The following is a 16931-nucleotide window of genomic DNA, read 5'->3' as shown; positions in this document are numbered from 1 at the left end:
GACGGCACATAAAACTGCTTAGAAGTCTACGGGCAGCACTCCAGTTTTCACCTGGAAGGTGCGCGCCTGTCCATCGCGGATGACCCGCAGCGTCAGCGTATTGCCCACCCCAGCGGCTTCCACCAACTGCTGCACCTGCTCGGCATCGTGGATGGCCTGCCCATTGATTTCAGTGATCACATCCCCCTCCCGCAAGCCAATCTCCTCAGCCGGGGATCCCGGAATCACCTGCCCGATCAAAACCCCTTCTTCCACCGTCAGCGTGGTGGGGCGAGCGGGGTCGCGGTTGAGGCGGGCCACAATGTCGGGGTTGAGGGTGATCATGCGAATGCCCAAGAAAGCGTGCTCTACCCGACCATTCCGGATCAATTGCTCGGCAATTTCCATGGCGCGGTTGATGGGGATGGCAAAGCCCACACTCTGGGCCCGCTGGAAGATGGCCGTATTCACCCCAATCACGCGGCCTTCCGCATCCAGCAGTGGGCCACCCGAGTTGCCGGGGTTAATGGCCGCATCCGTTTGCAGGAAAGTCACCCGCTTGTTGACAGCCCCAATTTGCCCGGAGGAGCGCCCGACGGCGCTGATGATCCCAGCAGTTACGGTATTGTCCAGGCCCAGCGGGTTGCCAATGGCGATGGCCCAATCCCCCGGTCGCACCAAGTCAGAGTTGCCCAAAGTAACCGTGGGCAGATTCTCCCCCTCAATCTTGATCACCGCGATATCGGTAACCGGGTCTGAGCCCTTCACCTCCCCTTCAAAGGTGCGCCCATCCAGCAGGTGAACCCTGACCCGCTCGCTGCCTTCCACCACATGGGCGTTGGTGAGGATCAGGCCACTGGCGTCGATGATAAAGCCCGATCCGGTGCCCTCCTGCTGAAACTCCTGCGGCAACTGCGGTATCTGATTTCCAAAGAAGCGGCGAAACAGGGGCTGGTTGAACAGTTCTGGGTTGACCCCCCTCGACACAGTGCGGGTGGCATCGATGCGCACCACCGCTGGGCCGACCTTTTGGGCGACTGCAGCAATAAAATTGGAAGGCCGGACAGCATCGGCGGGAGGAGCAGAATTCGCAGCCTCAGGGCGGGGCTCAGACCAGGGCAAAAGGGATCCCACTCCCTCACTGGCCCGTCGCGTCCAAGTGATCAGGGGAGTTTGCTGTAACCACTCCTGCCCCGCTCGAGACGATAGCCAGACCCCACCTGCGACGCCTCCACCAAACAGAGCCATCGCCAAAAGTGTATGCCGTAGAATCCGCGCCATGCTCCCTCCCAAAGCTAAGCCGTATCGCCAAGACTCAAAAGGCGTGAACCCGCTCCCCCGACTTACGCCATCAAGACCCAGTTCACTCCTGGTCTATTCTATCTATTCCTACTCTTTACTTTTGGATGTTCGGGGTATGTGTGCTTACCCTAGCAAATCTTGCGGACAGAGGCAGTGCTCGAAACGCCCAAAATGATCGGGGATCCGAGTATGCTCCATTCCTCCGAGCCGCAAGGGTGGGATCTGTGGCAGCGCCACCGCGCCTGGATGCAGTTGGCCTTGCGAGAAGCTGAGCAAGCGGGAGAAGCCGGAGAGGTTCCGGTGGCCGCTCTGGTGGTGGGGCCAGGGGAAAAGTTGCTGGCTTTGAGCAGCAACCGGCGGGAACGGGATCGGGATCCCACGGCCCATGCGGAGATTCTGGCCCTACGGCAGGCAGGGCAGCGCTTGGGCGATTGGCAGCTGCAGGGCTGTCGGCTGTATGTGACCCTGGAGCCCTGCCCCATGTGTGCGGGGGCAATCAGCCAATCGCGGCTGGCCCAGGTAATCTACGGCGCCGATGATCCCAAGGCCGGAGCACTGCGCAGCGTGCTCAATTTGCCAGCTTCTGCCGCCAGCTTCCATTGCCCGGAGGTCATCGGCGGAGTCTGCGAGGCCGAGTGTCGCCGCCTATTGCAGCAGTGGTTTTGCCGCCGGCGCGGGATCCCCTCTGAGCCGGCTGAATCCTGACCGAGGGACTGGGGGCGGAAAATTCTGGGTTGAAGTCGTGCATCTGCAGGATGTTTTTGATACTGTCATAACGGGTTCGGCTGGCCCTTGCCCGGGATCCCGCACCAGCCTCAAAAAAGGCTTTCCGAGTGCGGGATCTCTTGAGCCCAACGGTGGCCGCTTGGGTTGTTGAGGGTGCGTCGGCCCTATGCCTGGATTCTCAAAACCCGACTTGTCTGGGATCCCTCGCTGGCTATGCCCAGCGGCGGGTAGTCTTTCACAGAGGATTGGTGTGTGACTATTGCCCTCTCCTTTTCTCCTCTCCCATCAGCTTGGCTTAGGAGTATTGCCCTTCTGGTTTGGGCTTGGCTGTGCTTGACCTTTCCGGTGCAGGCACGGGTGCTGCTGCGGGTAGGTATTGCCGTCAACAAGCCCCAGGTCACCGTCGGCAGCTCTACCGGAGCCCGCCTATTGAATGCCCAGGGACAGCCGCTGGCAGAGGTTCAGGCCATGCAACCGCTGCAGGCCAGCCGTTCGGGTTCAGCAGTCAGTTTGGCCGGCCAACAGGGAGAACGTCTTTACCTACAGCCCACCACCTCCGATGGGTTAGTGTTTATCGACCAGAATTGGTACCGTGGCTTGGTGGAGCTGATCCCTGGCGAGCGTGGGGTGATTGCCATCAACCAAGTTGGCTTGGAGGACTACGTTTCCAGCGTGGTGGGCAGCGAGATGGGACACCGTTTTCCCATGGAGGCTCTTAAAGCCCAAGCCGTGGCCTCCCGCACCTATGCCCTCTACCACCGCAGTCGCCGTTCCCAGCAGCCTTTTGACTTAGGAAACGGGATTGATTGGCAGGTTTACAAGGGAGTGGCTGCCGAATCCAGCCGTACCCAAGCGGCTGCCCGTGAGACCGCCGGGCAGGTTCTCATCTACCAGGGGCAGTTGATCAATGCGGTTTTCCACTCCTCTGCGGGGGGACATACAGATGATGCAGGCAACGTCTGGTTAGAATCGCGGCCCTACTTACAGGGGGTGCCGGATTTCGATCAGCACTCACCGGTGTTTAGCTGGACGGCCACCGTTCCTGCCCAACAGATTCAGCAATTGGCTGCCGGGATCGGTGCCATTCGTTCTGTGGAGGTACTGCGCAGCTCCCCGTGGGGACGGGCAATCACGGTGCGCTTGACGGGATCCCAAGGGATCAGAGATCTCAATGCCGGCGATTTTCGTCGGGCTCTTGGGTTGCGCAGCACAAAGATTGCCATTAGCCCGCGCGGGGAGGCCGCCACTACGGCCAGCCTGGCTCCTGTGGCAGGGACATTCCCAGCTTTCTTTGAGATTCATGGGCGGGGCTACGGGCACGGGGTGGGCATGAGCCAGTGGGGAGCTGCCGCCCTGGCCAGCCAAAACTACTCTTACCAACAGATCCTCAGCCACTACTACCGCAACACCAGTCTGGCAGTGGTGGAAGGACGTTAAGGCTCAACTTCAAGGAGAAGCCAACAAAATCATCGATTGGTAGCAAAAGTAGCTGCAGTTTTTAAGAGCTTATGAGAAGCAGCATTTTAATTGAACCGGAGGGGTTCCCCAAGGGTTCGTTGGGGTTCTGTAGATTTTGTTAACTTTGAGTTAACTCTAATGTTGCACCATCTCTTACGATAGACGGGCAGCTTCTAGACGGGCAGCTTCTGCCGGAATCGAAAGCTGGGCTGCCTGTGAACGCTGCTTTTGAAGGCTCCGCGCTGCTATGACAAGATCGAGAGAAGCCCTGGAAAATTTGGGTTACGTCCCCTGAAGATTTTGTAGAGATCTTGAATTCCCCCCTCAGAATCCTCAGGATCGGCTCAATAATAATTTTGAGATACGTTTACCAGGATCGACCTCTACCTCTTCTTTTTCGAGCCCATAACTTTAACCCCAGGTATCTGTCCTATGTCCATTGCCACCTTAGCTCCTGCTTTTCCCGAACGTTGTCCGGTGCTGCCGGAAGCGCTCACGCCCCTGTGCGAGATCGCCCGCAACTATTGGTGGACCTGGAACCCGGATCACCTCACCATTTTCCGGGAAATGGATCCCGCCCTGTGGGAAAAAACCTCCCACAACCCGGTGCGCATGCTGGAGGAGGTTTCCTACTTGCGGTTGGCAGCCTTGGCCACCGATGTGAACTACCTCAACACGTTGAACCGGATGGTGCAGTCCTATCGGCAGTACATGACGGCTGAGGATACCTGGGCCAAGCGCACCATGAAAACCTACGACTGGCAGCGTCCTATTGCCTATTTCTGTGCCGAATACGGCTTGCACGAGTCTTTGCCCACCTACTCTGGCGGGCTGGGTATGTTGGCCGCCGATCACCTCAAGTCGGCTTCAGATTTGGGAGTGCCCCTGGTGGCCATCGGGTTGCTCTACCGTCAGGGCTACTTCCAACAGCGCCTGGACAACAATGGCTGGCAGGGGGAGCTTTACGAAGACTCTGAGTTTGAGTCTCTGCCGTTGACTCTGGTGCGCCAGCCGGATGGCAGCCCTCTGTTGGTGGAAGTGGCGATGCGGCAGCGGTTGGTGAAGGCGCGTGCCTGGCGAGCAGACGTGGGCCGGGTGCCGCTCTTTCTGCTGGACACCGACCTGCCGGAGAACGACCCCATCGACCGCTGGATTACCGCCCACCTCTACGGGGGCAGCACCGATACCCGCATCGCCCAAGAGTGCATCCTGGGTATCGGTGGGGTGCGTCTGCTGCGCCAGTTGGGTTTGGATCCCATGGTCTATCACATGAATGAAGGGCACGCTGCTTTCCTAACGCTGGAGTTGCTGCGGGAGGAAGTGGCGCGGGGCACCCCCTTCGAGACGGCGGAGGCCAAGGTGCGGGAAAAATGTGTGTTTACCACCCATACACCGGTGCCGGCTGGCCACGATGCCTTTAGCCCCAATGAGATGGATGCGTTCTTTGCCTCCTTCTGGCCTCAACTGGGCCTGACGCGGGAACAATTTTTGGCTTTGGGAGCTCGGCGCACCGGGGATCCCTGGGAGCGCTTTAACATGACGGTGCTGGCTTTGCGGTACGCGCGGGCAGCCAATGGCGTAAGCAAGCTCCACGGACGGGTTTCTCGCGAAATGTGGCATGTGCTCTACCCTGAGCGATCGGTGGATGAGGTGCCCATCAGCTCCATTACCAATGGGGTTCACGCCCGTACCTGGGTTTCCCCCCTCTTCTGGAATCTCTACGACCAGTACTTGGGCCCCGATTGGCCGGAGCGGGTGTCAGACCCGGAACTGTGGGCCAAGGTGGAAGAGATCCCAGATGAAGAACTGTGGCGGCGCAAAGAAGCTCTGCGGGAGCGGCTGGTGTCTTTCACCCGTCACCGGGTGTTGCGGGCCCGGCGCAATCGCGGCGAAAGCAACGAACGCATCCAAGCGGTCAACCAGTTGCTGGATCCCAAGGTCTTGACGATTGGGTTTGCCCGTCGCTTCAGCACCTACAAGCGAGGAGATTTGATCCTGCGAAATCTGGAGCGAATTACCCGCATCTTCACCAACAAAGAGTACCCTGTGCAAATTATCTTCGCCGGCAAGGCCCATCCGCGGGATGAAGGGGGCAAGCGCCTGATCCAGCGGGTGGTGGAATGGTCGAACCGGCCTGAGGTGGCCAACCGGGTCGCCTTCATCGAAAACTACGATGCCTATGTCGGTCGCAATTTGGTGCAGGGGGTCGATGTGTGGCTGAACAACCCGCGACGCCCTCTGGAAGCCTCTGGCACCTCAGGGCAAAAGGTGGGCTTCAGTGGGGGATTGAATTTGTCGGTGCTGGATGGCTGGTGGCCGGAGGGTTACAACGGTCGCAATGGCTGGGCTATTGGCCAAGAAATCGAAGGTCTGGATCCCGCTGCCCAAGACGACTTGGACGCCAACTCCCTCTACGACTTGTTGGAGTATGAAGTAATCCCCATGTTCTACGACCGGGATGAGAAAGGGATCCCACGTCGTTGGATTGCCCGCATGAAGGAGGCGATCCGCACGCTCAACCCCGTTTTCAACACCGACCGCATGGTAGCGGAGTACGTGCTGAAAATCTACGAGCCTCAGCCCCTGGAAGCAGAGGCGAGCCGGACTTTGTTGGGTTCGGCTGTTGCCGGCTAGGGTGGACTCCCCCTCTCCCAGCGCAAATCATACAAAACATTGGGATCCCTCTCTCCTCAAGAGGAAAAGCAGGGATCCCAAGTTTGAGCTTGGGGACAAGAGACTAGGCGCCAGCGTTGACGGCCATAGGCAGAGTCAGCGGCTCTGGCTCCTCTTCGGGGGGCAACATCACCACCTCAGAGTTGTCGATGATGGCCTGCAGCTCTTCCCCATCGATGGTTTCGGCCTCCACCAAACGACGGGCGATCCGATCCAAGAGGGCGCGGTTTTCTCGAATCAAGTAGGTAGCCCGTTGGTAGGCCTCGTTCACCAGCCGCCGCACCTCTTCGTCGATGAGGGCTGCTGTTTCCTCCGAGAAATCCCGTTCTGCGGCGATCTCCCGGCCCAGGAAAATGTTGGCGTATTGGCGGCCCAGGGCCACATTGCCCAGTCGGTCGCTCATGCCAAAGCGGGTCACCATGTTGCGGGCGATGCGGGCCACCTGCTGCAGGTCACTGGCTGCCCCTGTGGTGATCTCCGACTCTCCATAGACCACTTCTTCGGCCACGCGCCCACCCAAGGCAACAGTCATCATGTTCTTCAGATGGGCACGGGTGGTTAGTCCCATGTCGTCATCGCTGGGCATGAACCAGGTGAGGCCACCTGCTTGTCCCCGGGGGATGATCGTCACTTTTTGGATGGGATCGTAGTTGGGCAAGAGGGATCCCACCAGGGCATGGCCCGCCTCGTGGTAGGCCACCAATTCCTTGCGCCGCTCGCTCATCAGCCGATCCTTCTTCTCTGGGCCGGCCAACACCCGATCCACCGCGTCGTTGATCTCGTCCATGGAGATCTCGGTGAGGTTGCGGCGGGCTGCCAGAATGGCTGCTTCGTTCAGGAGGTTGGCCAAATCGGCACCGGTAAACCCAGGGGTACGGCGGGCCAATTTCTCCAGATCCACATCGGCAGACAGGGTTTTGCCGCGGGCATGCACCTTGAGGATTTCTAGCCGGCCCTGAAAATCGGGGCGATCCACCGTAACTTGGCGGTCGAAGCGACCGGGCCGCAGCAGCGCCGCATCCAGCACATCCGGTCGGTTGGTGGCCGCAATGACGATGATACCGGAGTTGCCCTCAAAACCGTCCATCTCGGTGAGCAACTGGTTCAGGGTCTGCTCCCGTTCGTCGTTGCCACCTCCCAAGCCAGCTCCCCGCTGGCGACCGACTGCATCAATTTCATCGATGAAGACGATGCAGGGAGCATTTTGCTTGGCCTGCTCGAACAGATCCCGCACGCGAGAAGCGCCGACCCCAACAAACATCTCCACAAACTCGGAGCCGGAAATGGAGAAAAAGGGCACACCTGCTTCTCCGGCTACGGCGCGGGCCAACAGGGTCTTACCGGTGCCGGGCGGGCCCACCAGCAGCACCCCGCGGGGAATCTTGGCTCCCAAAGCGGTGAAGCGCTCTGAGTTTTTCAGGAAATCCACCACTTCTGCCAGCTCCAGCTTGGCCTGATCGATGCCGGCCACATCGTTGAAGGTAATTTGGGTTTTCGGCTCCATTTGCACCCGTGCCCTGGATTTGCCGAAGTTGAGAGCTTGGCTGCCTGGGCCATTTTGAGCCCGCCGCAGCAGGAAAAAGAGCCCCAGCAAGAGCAAAACTGGCAGGAAGAAGGTGCTGAGAATGCGCCCGAGTAGCCCCTCCTCTTGGACAGGACGCACGGCCAGCTCCACCCCGTTGGCAACCAGGGTGTTCTCAAACTCGGGGGTAAGGGGGGGCAGATTCACCTGCACTTGGGTGGCGCGGTTGTTGATTTCTGCCTCGGCGATGGCAACCTGGCGACCATCCGGGGCCGTCTCCACCAAAACTTTGCTGACCTCGCCCCGTTCGACGCGGCTGATCAGGTCGGAGTAGCTGATCTCCAAACGCTCAGGCGGGCGATTACCCAAGAAGGTGGTGGCTAAAGAGATCAAGACGATGGCCAGCAGCGCATATAACCCCGCGCTTCTCCATTTCTTGTTTTTACCTTTCTGACTCACGGAAGTGTTTCCTCCCAAAGGGTGTTTTTGAATCGAACTCGCAGATGGTGACCTATGGGTAACAATCTGGGGTCGGGTGGGTTCTTGCAGCAACAGACTGTTAATTAATATTAACCTGAGTAAACTACCCGGCTCCGACCGCTAAGCGGTACGGAGCGGGCTTTCAGTAGCCCTGAGCCTGTTCTGCTCTACCAGAGAACAAAACAGGCCCGGACCTCTAGGCCGGTTTACGACAGCCCCCAAGAGCGCAATCACATTCGCACCATTCAAATCCGCATCCCCTTCCCATCCACAGTGCCCACACTTGAACGACTTGCCACTGCGATAGGATTGCGCAGGGTCGGGATGGATGTGCAAACACTTGTGGCAGGTCTGCGACGTGTAGGCGGGCGGCACAAGAATCAGAGAAACCCCTGCAACCCTCGCCTTGTATTCCAGAAACTGCCTCAGTTGGTAGAACGCCCAACTGTTGGTTCTGCGCCGTTCGGCCTTGTTGCGCGGCTGTTGATTGACTCTTTTCCGGATCCCTGTCAGGTCTTCCAGGGCAATAGCGCTGTTTGTGGTCTTTGCCCTAGAGACAATAGCTTTGGAGATGCGATGATTGACCCACGCCTGAAAGCGCCTCTCCTTGCCAGACAGCCGTTGCAGCAGTTGACGGCATCTGCGCCGCGAACTGCGTGTGCCCTTACTGGCTTTGCGTTGGAGTGCCGCCCTCAACCGGGAGTAGCGGTCGCGGACTCTGTTCAACTGCTGTCCATTCCAGTTGTCCCCTTCTGACGTATGGGCAATATCCGTCCTTCCCAAGTCCACCCCGATCACCTTGTCGGTATCTTGTTGTTTGGGTGGCTTTTTCTCTACGCAAATCTGGATGTAGTAGGAGCCATCTTTGCGCTTGACCAGGGTGGCAGATTTGGGGTTGGAACCAGCCAGCATCCCACGCTGGTAGTTGCCAATGGCCAGTTCAAAGCGTTCTCTCCCTTCCACCGTGGTCAGCGACACCGTCCAGTCTTTTTGACGGAACGAAAAGATACGGGCGTCGTAGGTAACAAAGCCGCTCTTAAACTCCTTGACGGGACGCTTTTTCTGCTTAGCCACTTTGCGGGAACCCGCTACCCGTCTGCACACCTGTTGGTCGCGTAAGCGGGACGTAGTCCTTGCCAAGTTACTGGACAAGCCAAACCGGGCTCGAATCTCGTAGTAGCAAAGGGATTGCAGCTTGACCGCGTTGACGATCTTCTCCGGCGTGTTCTGGTTGACCCAATTCAAGGCTTGGCCAAAAGCCTCCAAAGTCGCGTCCAATTTGGCGGCTTGCGACTGGGCTACCTTGAGCTTGCAGGAGACGGTCAGGACTTGGGTCATGGTTCTATCATAACTTCCGCATTCCTCCCGGCACTGACCCTACGGGTACAGTGCGGGGCTCCTGCGATTTCTAGCTGAGAGGGTTGCCGGGGATCCCTGCAATTCCCCTCTTCTGGCCAGGAGTTTGGGGATAGGATTGAGGGACCAAGGCTGTGCCGTCAGCCAGGATAGGTGGTGTTTTTTCCATTCTCATTCCAGCTTGCCCAGGGATCCCTATGCTGACTCAACTGCGCGAACTGAGCATCGCTGCCGACGGGCGCTATCTCAGGGATGAGGAGCTGCAGTTCATGGAGACCTATCTAGCCTCCTTTGACCTTCGCCTGAGCGCCTATCGCAAGATTCAGGCGGCGGAGGCCCAGATCATCCGGGATGTGGAGATGAAAATGCGCGCGCTGGATCCCTACTTGCTCATGCGAGGGGTGGAAGACTTCAGCAACAAGTGGAAGGCTGACACCGTGCGGGTTTTGCGCCTTTCGGCTTTGGCCATGCTCCTGGACGATGAGCAACGCTACAAAGATCGATTTCTCTACTGGTTCCAAACACTGATGCGAGCCTTCCGCACCCAACGCAGTTGCGAGGCCACCTATCGCTTCCTACAAGAAGTGATAGCCAATTACCTCACCCCCGAAGAAACCAAGTTGATCAGGCCGATTCTGGAAACCAACCGCACGCTGTTGGGCCTCAACTAGGCAGCCGTCTCAGCAGACTCTCCAGAACCAGCCGACTCCACCACCTCCAGCTCATCAGCCTGGAGATGGGCACGGAACTTGTTGTCAAACTGCACCTGAAAGGGAAAGTTGGCGCTGATCGGGCGGCCATTCCAATCCCGAATCACGGCCTTCAGCTCCCCTTCCATGCCTTTGAGGTCGAAAGGTTGATTGCGATGTTCCGGGTGGTGATAGACAATCACGCTGGTACGCACCCGCACCCGATCTCCAACTTTCATGTCTTGCCCTCCTGAAAAGGCAGCATACTGCAGGAACCGACTGGAAACACTCTAACTCAATCTCTAAGCAAGCTTTCCGGATGTGGAGAAGTGTGTGGAAACTGAAACAGTAGTTTGCATTTTTCTCAAGTTCCCTCTCACTTTGGATGACCCGAGAACATTCCCTCAAACTCAAGCCATGAGCCCGACCCAAGGGATCCCCCTGACTGGCCACTGGATCCCTGCATTGTATACATCCTTCCAGAGAACTTTAGGGTGTGGCAAGGAAAATCAAATGAGGGCTTTCAACCTCATGGGATCCCTATTGGGCAGGAGGCTGGTTTCGCCGGAAAAAGCTGCGTCTAGCCAATCTCAGCTTCCACCGGGATCTGGGAAAGAGAGAAGGCGACCTTTTGTTGCTCCACCAAGCGGTCGAATTCTCGCTCGAAGGTGACCAAGGCCCGGTTGGTTTTGCCCCCCAAGTAGAGCCCCGTCTCCGTTTGCAAAGCCCAGATTTGGCTGTAGCTGAAGTAGCTCATCACCACCCCCACCATCAACAGGCCAAATCCGAGATACACCGCAGGGATCCCTGGATCCGATTTAATTTGCAGTCCGGTAGCGCCGATCACCTCATCCAGATACAGAGTGAGGGGGTTGGGGAAGCGTTGGGGAGCGACCTCGTCGAGGGCCAAGCTCATGCCTTGGCGCAGGGATCCCATCCATTGCCCTTCAGTGTCGTAGAGCAGGGCTGTCCCCTGCAAATCCGGCAGCAGCAGCGTGAGTCCCTGGCTCATGTCCGGCTGGGTGGGCACAAAAGCGCCCCAGAGTTTGTTGCCTGCCTCGGTACGCACCGGCACCACCGGGATTTGAAAAGTGGGGCTGTTGTTGATGCGGATGCGGATGCTGTCGATGCTCCAATCGGCTTGGTAAAGGGTCACACCCCGGTAGGAGAGAGGATGGTTGACGGAAATGGTCTGACGTTTAACCTCCTGACCCTGATCCAAAATCGAGAGGTCGGAATAAAACTGCTTGACCCGGCCATCGGCAGCGTAGTCAATCCAGAAGCGATTGGCCCGAATTTGCCAGGTAGGCAAGTGAGCGCGAGCCAGATCCCCTGCTCCGGTCAAGTGTTGAATGGAAGCCACGCCGCCGCTGGGAATGAGTTCTTGGGCCTTGAAGCCGCTAATGCTGCCCCAAATGGCCCCCAGCAAGATCAGCAGCATGCTGACATGCACCAAGATGGGGCCGATCCTGCCGATTAACCCTTTGCGGGCGTAGAGGTAATGGCCCTCCTGAAACACCAGATAGCCCTGTCGACGCAACTGCTGCGGCAGACCTTGTAAAGATTGCTGAGGCAGATACGTCCGAAACGGCAGGCGCTGAAAAGACTGCGGGCGGGTGAGATAGCTCCAACGGCGGGCCCTCTTCAACATCGGCCATTGGCGCGTCAGGGAACAGGCGGCAAGGCTGCTGCCGAACAGGATCAAAATGGCCAGAAACCAAGGGGTGCGGTAGACGTGATCCAATCCCAAGCTCAGGATCACCCGCCAGGTGAGAAAGCCAAACAGGGCCGGATGCTCTGGATAGTGAGCCTGATAAAAAGCCGCCGTTTCCTCTTGCTCGATCACCGTGCCGGTGGCGCTCAAGACCGCAATTGCCAACAAAAGGCCAATGGCCAGGCGCAGATCCGCCAGCAGCGGCAGCAGCTCATGACGAAAGTACCGCCGCAGCGAGGAAACCCAGCGGGCAAGCGGGAGAGAGTATATGACCATGAGAAGTTTGTCGGCTCAAGATTCAGACCGCTGCTCTTGCCAGGCAAGGTGCAGTCCCCAACAGGGTGCTGTAGGTGTAGCCCCATCTTAGCCTGCAGCAGCAGGGATCCCTTAGACCCAGGCCGACAGGATCGTTACGCTGCCGAACCCCACCAACACCACCCCACTGGCATAAGTGAGCCAGCCCGACCAGCGCCGCAGGGCCAACAGTTGCTTCACCAACCCGGTAAACACCCCCGCCAGGAGCAGGGGAAAGGCCAACCCCAGCCCGTAAGCCAGCAACAGCCCACCCCCTACCCAGGGTTGCCCTGTGGTGGAAACCCAGGCCAGCAAAGCCACCAAAACCGGCGTACTGCAGGGAGAGGCCACCAGGCCAAAGGTTAACCCCAGCAACACTGCCCGACCCAGCCTGGGCCATTCTCCGGGAATCTCGAGGCGGTTAAACCAATCGGGAAAACGCAGGGGGATCACCTCCAACAAGTTCAGCCCCATCAAAATAGCAATTCCCCCCACCACAACAGGCCCGAAGGATCCGGTTTGTCCGTAAACGCGACCCAGCAAAGCTGCCGACAAACCCAGCAGGGTCAGGGTAAAAGCCACCCCAGCCGCAAAACCCAAAGATTGAGCCCAAACTTGCCACCGCCCTTCCCCAGCCGTTTCCTCAGAAGCGGGGGTGTAGCCGCCGATGTAGCCGATGGTCACCGGCAGCATAGACAACGTGCAGGGGGAAAGACTGGTGAGCAAGCCCGCCAGACCCACCACCAACAGACTAACGGGAGAAAGGTGCTGCAGTTGAAACTGAACCAGCTCAGTTGCCCATTGTTCTAGGTGGTAAAGCCAGAGCTGAGCCGCATTCAACATAAGCTCAATCTGTCAACATAAGCCCAAGGTAGCATGAAGGATCCCCGAGCCCGTTCAAGATATCTTTGCTATCCATTCCCACCGCCCAGGTTGTGGAGAATTTCGCGAGGATGGTTGACGGGGAACTGCTGCCATTCCTGTTGAGCTCGTTGCAGCACCAGGAGCAATTCGTCCCACCTTTCGCCAGCGATCAACTGCTCTATCTGTCGTAACTGGGCTTGGTAGCTGTGCAGGGCAGTCAGCAGCGCCTGTCGGTTGTGGCGGGCCATTTCCAAACCCAATTGCGGGATCCCTCCGCCAACACGGCTGGTATCGCGGAATCCGCTGCTGGCCAAAGTGCGGGCCAATTCCAGAATCGCGGGATCCCCTTCTTGGCTAACCGCTGCGATCAAACTGGCGCTGACCATAACTGGCAAATGGCTGATCCAGGCCACCGCTCGGTCATGGCGTGCGGGATCCGTGAGGACAGCTTCTGCGCCAACAGCAGCAATCAGTTCTTTCACCGCATCGAGAGCCTGAGGTTGGGTCTCGGCGATGGGAGTGAGCACGTAAGGCCGCCCCCGAAACAAGTCAGCTTCTGCCGCTTGGATCCCTTGCAGGCTTTTGCCGGCTATGGGGTGCCCCCCCACAAACCAGGGCCACAATTCGGTTGCCGGAGCAACGATGGGCTGCTTAACCGAGCCGACATCGCTCACTACGGTTTCTGCCGACAAATAAGGCAACAGGGCGGCTAGCGTGGCCAACACCTGCTCCAGAGGGGTACAGATCAGCACCATTTGCGGATCAAAGCGGGCCAACTGGGCCAACTCGGTTCCACAGCCTTGGACAGCACCCCGTTCCAGAGCCTGTTTGCAGGTGGCCGGGTTGCGGCTTATCCCCCAGACGGAATATCCCTTTTCGGTCAGTTTGAGGGCCAGGGATCCGCCAATCAACCCCAACCCGACAATGGCAATGCACATAGTATCTCAGTAAGCCAGTGAAACTCCTTTTTTGACACCACCAACAACCGCTTCCAGGTGTAGTAGGAGGCTACTCCCGTAGCTCAGCGATACTCGCCACCGGCGGGCAAGCCTAGTTCCTTCCGAAGCTCCCGCCGCAGCAGCTAAATTCTCGGCCAGGGACTGTCCACTTGTCCATTTTTAAGTCAATATAGGGGTAACATCCGGGCTTGCTTGCCCTGCGGATTCGTGGTAGCCAAACTGGCCTCCGACAGGAAAAACAAGGGCAGGCCTTGGATGTATTGGCAGGAGCTCGGCCCGCTGTGGACTGCTGTTGCGCCGAAGGGATCCCAGCCTTTCGTGCCGGCTCAGCGCAGTTCTTCTTCGCTTACTCAAGAGCAGGTGTCCCTCTTCTCAGCGATTCTCCAGAACTGTACCCATCGAGCCACTTTCACAGCGGGCTCGGCTTTTGGCCTGCGAGTTCCCGCTTTAACCCCCGTTGGGGAGCACTCTGTCGTTTAGGAGATTCTATGCCTAGTGAACCCAAAACCCGCAAGAGCCGTGAAAGCACTAACCCGCGCCCGCGCGACCGTCGTCGTGAATCGGCCAAAGGGAGCAAAGGGTCAGTCTCAGCCACCCATCTCTCCTTGCCGAAGTTAATTCAAGAGAATGCGGTGCTCCAATCTCGCAGCCAGTTGTTGTTGATGTACAGTGACTTCCAAACCGAAATGCCCAACGATGGCAAAACCGGTGTGGGCACCTGGCTACAGTCTCGACTCAAGGAGCACGGCATGCCCAGCCTGCTGCGTTTTGGCCCCCGCTCCCGCCCCCAGGTTTTCCGCCGCGATGAATTTTCCGAGTGGATTACGCTGGCTCTGGCCTCTGTTAACCCCAACAGCGATACTGCCCCCCAAGAGCACCTGAGCTAGGCCGGAAGGGGAAGTTGAGCGGTAGAAGCAGAGGTTGCTGGCCCAGGGATCCCGCCACGCCCGTTGAGGGAAGAGGGTGAACTGGGCTTTTCTGTATCCGGCAATAGCAGGTCGCGGATGAGGCGAGCTGCCGAGCGTTGCAACCAGCGGGAGGCCAATTGACGGCCCAGTTGTTGAGCTTCCGGTTTGGCAGCCACCTTGGCAACAATCGGCAGAAGCTGCAGCGGCTGAAAGCTCGGGTTGCTGCTGAGGAGTTCCCACAGACGCTGCAAATGAGCCAAGCCATCTGAGCCACCCTGGGATCCGGAGCTGGAAAAGAGCACATCCACTAGGCGCTCCCGCAGGAAAGCGCCCCGCTCAGAAAAGATAAAATCAACGGCCTTTTCCAGGGATCCCTGCAGGTCAAAATCCTCGCTGTTGACGGCGTTGCGCAGCAGGTTCTCCAGGCGGTTCCAGCGAAATTGCCCCTGGTTAAACAGCAGCTCCCGCAGAGATACGCGCAGCTCCGGGGCCGGGTCGGTGAGCAGGCGCTGAGCCACGTAGGGATAGGCCACGCTCAACACCTTAAAGTTGGGATCCAGGCCGATGGCGATCCCTTCCAGGGTGAGCAAAGAGCGGATGATCAAGGCGTAGTAGGCGGGAACTCGAAAGGGAAAGTCGTACATCACCCCCGAGAGCCGATCGGTGATGCTCTTGAAATTCAGTTCGGAGACCGATTTGCCCATCGCTTCGGCGAAGACAGCTTCCAGAGCAGGGATGATGGGAGTCAGGTCGGTATCTGGATCCAGGAACTCCAAGTCCACGTAGTCTTGGGCCAGCCCGGCAAAGTCTCGGTTTACCAAATGCACAATCGCCTTGATCAGGCCGTAGCGCTGATGGGGCGCGATGGTGCTCATCATGCCGAAATCGATATAGGCCAGCCGCCCGTCGTACATGGCCAAGAGGTTGCCCGGGTGGGGATCGGCGTGGAAAAAGCCATTTTCCAAAAGCTGCTTGAGGGAGCAATTGACACCGATCTCGATCAAGTGCCGTCCATCCAGCCCCGCAGCAGCGATTTTGTCAACCTGAGTCAGCTTGATGCCATCAATCCACTCCATCGTCAGCACCTTGGTGCGGGTGTACTCCCAGTAAATTTTGGGAGCGTAGATGGAGGGGTGACGGTACAGCGCCAGGAACCGCTCGGCATTGCGGCCCTCCTGCGTGTAGTCCATTTCTTCGTAGAGGCGCCCGGCAAACTCATCGACGATGCCCACCAGGTCGCTGCGGATGCGGCGGAAAGTGCGTTTGGCCCAGGCGGCCAGGCTGCGGACAATATACATGTCGAGAGAGATGCGCCCAATCAAGTCGGGCCGCTGCACCTTGACGGCGACTTTCTCCCCGCTGTGCAAGTAGGCCTGGTACACTTGCCCCAAGCTGGCGGCGGCAATCGGTTCAGGGCTGATCTCTCGAAAGATTTTGTCTATGGGTTTGCCGATCTCCGACTCGATGAGGGCAAAAGCAATGGCATTCTCGAAGGGGGGCAGCTCATCCTGCAGTTTGGCCAGCTCCTCCAGAAACAGGGGCGAAACCAGATCGGGACGGGTGGAGAGGGCTTGGCCGATTTTGATGGCTGTCGGCCCCAATTCCGTGAGGATCTCCCGTAGCCGGGCCGCATGTTTCGGGCGATTCTTCAGTTCTACTCCCCGCCAGCGATCCCAAAACACCCAGGCCAACAAGCCCAAAAAGGGGGTGATCAACTGAAACAGGCGCCGCACCACCAGATCCCAGCGCCCTCGATATTGCTTGGCCAACTGCTCTGGGTCGTAACGCAAGCTTGGCTCAGGAACCACCCCCAGATCTGCCGGAGGGATGGAGACAGCCCCAGAACCCAAGCCATCCTGCCTCGCTGCTATTGTCACTACCGGTGTTGCGCCCATAGATGCCCCAACGGATTCCGTAACACATCTTAACTTGCTGGCTCAGCCTGGCGACCCTCGGAGACAGCCACCAGCCTGCTCGATTGGGCTTGAAAAGGCCGGCCAAACCTTC

The 16931-nt window shown here is 58.4% G+C and carries 13 protein-coding genes; 5 read left to right on the top strand and 8 right to left on the bottom strand.

The features are described 5' to 3' along the window. Positions 1-18 precede the first annotated feature (18 nt). On the bottom strand, positions 19-1227 hold the full coding sequence (locus CYB_RS03015; protein ID WP_369791768.1) for an HhoA/HhoB/HtrA family serine endopeptidase: 1209 nt from the start codon (positions 1225-1227) through the stop codon (positions 19-21). A 243-nt stretch (positions 1228-1470) separates the two neighbouring features. Here CYB_RS03015 and CYB_RS03010 point away from each other — a divergent pair, with 243 nt between their 5' ends. The 3 genes from CYB_RS03010 (at position 1471) to glgP (ending at position 6099) form a co-directional block, all read left to right on the top strand. Further along, positions 1471-1986 (top strand): nucleoside deaminase, encoded by a 516-nt coding sequence (locus CYB_RS03010; RefSeq protein ID WP_011432282.1) that lies wholly within the window; start codon positions 1471-1473, stop codon positions 1984-1986. A gap of 273 nt (positions 1987-2259) precedes the next feature. After that, on the top strand, positions 2260-3444 hold the full coding sequence (locus CYB_RS03005) for a SpoIID/LytB domain-containing protein (protein ID WP_071818140.1): 1185 nt from the start codon (positions 2260-2262) through the stop codon (positions 3442-3444). A 453-nt stretch (positions 3445-3897) separates the two neighbouring features. Continuing rightward, on the top strand, positions 3898-6099 hold the full coding sequence (gene glgP, locus CYB_RS03000) for an alpha-glucan family phosphorylase (protein ID WP_041436239.1): 2202 nt from the start codon (positions 3898-3900) through the stop codon (positions 6097-6099). Between the two features lie 103 nt (positions 6100-6202). Here glgP and ftsH read toward each other — a convergent pair whose 3' ends face one another. Further along, complete coding sequence (ftsH, locus tag CYB_RS02995) at positions 6203-8119, bottom strand: ATP-dependent zinc metalloprotease FtsH (protein WP_011432278.1); 1917 nt, start codon at positions 8117-8119, stop codon at positions 6203-6205. A 141-nt stretch (positions 8120-8260) separates the two neighbouring features. Then, complete coding sequence (locus tag CYB_RS02990; protein ID WP_011432277.1) at positions 8261-9478, bottom strand: RNA-guided endonuclease InsQ/TnpB family protein; 1218 nt, start codon at positions 9476-9478, stop codon at positions 8261-8263. 215 nt (positions 9479-9693) lie between these two features. Between CYB_RS02990 and CYB_RS02985 the strand changes: the two genes are divergently transcribed. After that, positions 9694-10167, top strand: coding sequence for a hypothetical protein (locus tag CYB_RS02985; RefSeq protein WP_011432275.1), 474 nt, complete (start codon positions 9694-9696; stop codon positions 10165-10167). Here CYB_RS02985 and CYB_RS02980 read toward each other — a convergent pair. From CYB_RS02980 to CYB_RS02965, 4 genes are all read right to left on the bottom strand, one after another. After that, positions 10164-10424, bottom strand: a complete 261-nt coding sequence (locus CYB_RS02980; RefSeq protein WP_011432274.1) for a ferredoxin-thioredoxin reductase variable chain — start codon at positions 10422-10424, stop codon at positions 10164-10166. The genes CYB_RS02985 and CYB_RS02980 overlap by 4 nt on opposite strands. A gap of 341 nt (positions 10425-10765) precedes the next feature. Further along, positions 10766-12175 (bottom strand): cytochrome c biogenesis protein, encoded by a 1410-nt coding sequence (locus tag CYB_RS02975; protein ID WP_011432273.1) that lies wholly within the window; start codon positions 12173-12175, stop codon positions 10766-10768. A gap of 111 nt (positions 12176-12286) precedes the next feature. Next, entirely contained in the window at positions 12287-13036 is a 750-nt protein-coding gene (locus CYB_RS02970) for a cytochrome c biogenesis protein CcdA (RefSeq protein ID WP_011432272.1), read from the bottom strand. A 68-nt stretch (positions 13037-13104) separates the two neighbouring features. Next, positions 13105-13995, bottom strand: a complete 891-nt coding sequence (locus CYB_RS02965; RefSeq protein WP_011432271.1) for a prephenate/arogenate dehydrogenase — start codon at positions 13993-13995, stop codon at positions 13105-13107. Between the two features lie 509 nt (positions 13996-14504). Here CYB_RS02965 and CYB_RS02960 point away from each other — a divergent pair. After that, complete coding sequence (locus CYB_RS02960) at positions 14505-14903, top strand: hypothetical protein (RefSeq protein WP_011432270.1); 399 nt, start codon at positions 14505-14507, stop codon at positions 14901-14903. Here the strand turns inward: CYB_RS02960 and CYB_RS02955 are convergent. Continuing rightward, complete coding sequence (locus CYB_RS02955) at positions 14900-16819, bottom strand: ABC1 kinase family protein (protein ID WP_011432269.1); 1920 nt, start codon at positions 16817-16819, stop codon at positions 14900-14902. The genes CYB_RS02960 and CYB_RS02955 overlap by 4 nt on opposite strands. Positions 16820-16931: the final 112 nt, after the last annotated feature.

Origin of the sequence: Synechococcus sp. JA-2-3B'a(2-13), assembly GCF_000013225.1 — a bacterium.
In the GTDB taxonomy this organism is placed as follows: domain Bacteria; phylum Cyanobacteriota; class Cyanobacteriia; order Thermostichales; family Thermostichaceae; genus Thermostichus.
This window is presented reverse-complemented; position numbering and strand designations above follow the sequence as displayed.